This window comes from Xenorhabdus sp. NBAII XenSa04 (assembly GCF_963866145.1).
Classification (GTDB): domain Bacteria; phylum Pseudomonadota; class Gammaproteobacteria; order Enterobacterales; family Enterobacteriaceae; genus Xenorhabdus; species Xenorhabdus indica.
Window position 1 is genome coordinate 1 of sequence record NZ_CAWMEB010000108.1, and the last position, 3,750, is coordinate 3,750.

The window sequence follows — 3,750 nt, forward strand, 5'->3', positions numbered from 1 at the left end:
TTATTGATAACCAACCGAACTACCGCACGATGAGGTACTACCACGCCTTTGGGTGTGCCAGTCGAGCCAGAGGTATACATGATATACGCTGATCCAGTACTGGAAGCGGGTAAGTCAAGATTGAGGTAATCTTCTTCCCTGATGGTGCTCATCTCAGCAGAAAAACGCAATAACGGAACAGCCAGGAGACCAACCGGAATATCCGCCCACATATTGGTAAGTAGCAATTTAGCTGAACAATTTTTTATCAACCAATTCTTGCGTTCGTCCGGTACACCAGGATCAATCGGGACATAAGCAGCGCCCACCTTGAGAATAGCTAACTGAGCTACTACCAACTCAACGGAACGCTCTAACAAGATCGCAACATGCTCACCCGGATAAACTCCTTGCTCAATTAACTGACGGGCCAGCCGATTAGCACAGATATTCAGTTCCATATAACTGAGGATTTGCTCTCCCGCGATCAGTGCTGTAGCAACTGGCGTTTTCTCTACTTGTTGTTCAAACAACTGATGAATGCATAACTGTTCAGGATACGGTGTTTCTGTGGCATTCCAGGTTTCCAGCAATAATGTACGTTCCGCTTCGGGCAAAATGTTCAATGCCCGTACTGGTGTTTCTGGTGCCCGCTCCAGCGCTTCGACCAGACTTGCCAGCGCCTGTTGCATATAACCACATACTCGATCCGGCTCAAATGGCTGTACTACCTGCGCGGTCAGCCCCAGAGTAGCCCCCCCGTCCTCTACCGACAGTACAAACGGATAGTTGGTTCGTTCTTGTTCCCCCAGGAATTCGATACCCGGTACAACCTTATGTGGGATCAGCGGCTGCTCATTATGCCGGTAGTTCAACAGGGCACTAAACAGTGACGTGCCGCCCGCTATCCCACTACAACGTTGAGCCAGCGCCAGTGAGGCATGTTCATAATCCAACAATCCTGCCAGTCGGGATTGTGCCAGTCGTACACTGTCATGTACTGACGTGTCATCCATATCCAGCCGCAACGGCAACGTATTGATAAACAGCCCCATGCCGCTATCGGCTCCTTCCCCCGCCGCCATGCGCCCAAACAATACCGTGCCAAACACCACTTTTTCCTGACCACTGGTTTGCGACAACACCTGCGCCCAGGCCAAATGACACAATGTTGCCACACTGACACCCAGGCGTTTTGCCTGTTGGCGAAGGCGGTTGTTTAACTCCGGTGGTAACATCCGGTGCGATTGTGTGACATGTGAACCATCACGATGCACCTCGGTTAGGCCAAACGGCAGCGTTGGTTCATCTACGCCAGCCAGCATGTCGGTAAAGAAGCGGGTATGTTCTGCCTGATTGACATTCAACCGGGCCTGCGCCACCAGATTGCGGAAAGGCACCGGTATTGGCAAGTTGTCATCCTGTCCGACAAGGCAGGCCTGCACTTCGCGGTGCATTACTTCCATTGTCGTATGGTCGCCAATCAGGTGATGCTGCAATTGCAGCACATGCCAACGGCCATCTGTTTCTTGTGCTCCTGTTTCTTGTGCGACTACAAAGCGCAATAACGGAGCCTGACTCAGATCAAAACGATACTGACGTGGGTCAAAACGGTGAGACAATTGCTCACCCACTGGCCCGTTAGCCGGATCCAGGGTCAGTTCAGTGACCGATAAAGGCACTTGACGCCAGACCACCTGCACCGGTGCAGATAATCCCTGCCAGATAAATGAGGTTCGCAGGATATCATGGCGATCAACCACCTGTTGCACTGCTGCCAGATAACGCTCCAGCAGTGCCCGGTCAGCAAAAATCATCGGATAGGCCAGCAGATAGGGGTCACTTTCCCTCGCCAACAGATGATGGAATAAAATACCGTCCTGCAATGGCGACAGAGCATAGATATCCTGAATATTGGTAATCCCGCCCGGCACCTGTTCAACAATAAGGTCAATCTCAGACTGAGTCAGATCAATCAGCGGCAACATTGCCGGTGTCAGCACAGTGCTCTCTGGGGTAATGACATTCAGCGGTACTACTACAATTTGATGTTGATCCAATGTCTGGGCCAGTTCTGACAATACTGGGCATTGAAACAGGTTACTGGCGGCCAGTGTCAATCCCATACTGTGCAGGCGTTCAATCATCCGTACGCCGAGCAAAGAGTGTCCACCTAACGCAAAGAAACTGTCATGTCGGCTAATACGTTCAATACCCAGTAATTCACTCCAAAGGGTCGCCAGAATCATCTCCATCTCTCCTAACGGCGCTTCATAAACCTGACGAGCGAAGGCGTCCGCCCCCGGTATCGGTAACGCCCGGCGATCCAATTTACCATTCGGTGTCAATGGAAATTCATCCAGACGCACAAAGGCCACCGGTACCATATAATCCGGCAACCGCGTACTCAGATGTTCACGCAGACGAACGGCCAGTCCTTCATTCTCTTGGGTCAGCACATAAGCAACCAGTTGTTTGTCAAGCCCCTCCCCTAACGCTAGCACCACAGCTTCACGTATCGTCGGATATTCCACCAGCCGAGCCTCAATTTCTCCCGGTTCAATCCGGAAACCACGGATTTTCACCTGCTGGTCATTACGGCCCAGGAATTCCAGATTGCCGTCCGGCAGATAGCGGGCCAAATCTCCGGTTCGGTACATACGTGCATTCGGTTTATCGCTAAATGGATCTGGGAGAAAGCGTTCAGCGGTCAGTTCAGGACGATTGAGATAACCGCAGGCCACTCCGTCACCCCCGATATAAATCTCACCGCTCATCCCCAACGGCACCGGCTGACCATCCGTATCCAACAAATAAATTCGGGTGTTGGCAATGGGGCGACCAACAGGAATAGAAGTTGTACCCGATGTTAACGCCTGAATACAGTAAGTCGCGGTAAACGTGGTTCCCTCACTTGGACCGTAGGCATTCAATAACTTTTGTGGTGGATTTTTACGCAGGACTTGAGCAATAACATGTGGATCGAGGACATCTCCCCCGACCAGCAGCATTTTAAGTTGAGGCAGTACCGGGAATAGCTCCTCCACCAGTCGGTTAAACAGCCCGACACTCATCCACAAGACTGTAATGCGATGCACCTGTAACGCCTGAACAAAATCCCGCGGCGTCAGCAACGTGATATGATCAATAACCACCAGCGCAGCACCATTAAGCAACGGTGCCCAAACTTCAAAGGTGCTGGCATCGAAAGCCGGATTAGCGGCGAAAGCAATCCGGTCATTGGGTTCGATGTCAGCATAACCATTATTGATAACCAACCGGACGACCGCCCGATGAGGCACAATGACCCCTTTTGGTATACCAGTCGAACCAGAGGTGTACATGATATATGCTGGTCCGGTACTGGCTCCCAATAAATCAAGATTATGATGCTCTTCTTCCCGGATCGGTTCTGTCTCACAGGTAAGACGGAGCCGCGGAACAACTAATTCAGCCGGGATCTCCGCCTGCATATCAGTCAGCAGTAATTTGGCGGCACAATCGTTTATCAGCCAGTTTTTCCGTTCATCCGGTATGTTGGGATCAACAGGGACATAAACCGCACCAGCCTTAAGGATAGCTAACTGAGCCACCACCAATTCAATTGAGCGTTCTAACAGGATCGCTACATGGTCACCCAGGCAAATCCCCTGTTCAATCAATTGACAGGCCAGCCAGTTGGCTCGGACATTCAATTCCGCATAGCTCAGTGTTTGATCCCCGGCGATTAACGCTATGGCAGCCGGGGTTTTCTCTACCTGTTGTTCAAAC

1 protein-coding gene is annotated in these 3,750 nt (G+C 51.3%); it reads right to left on the minus strand.

Annotated elements, in window-relative coordinates:
- The coding region (locus tag AAC147_RS05710; protein ID WP_047685916.1) for a non-ribosomal peptide synthetase at positions 1-3,750 on the minus strand (3,750 nt) is incomplete at both ends.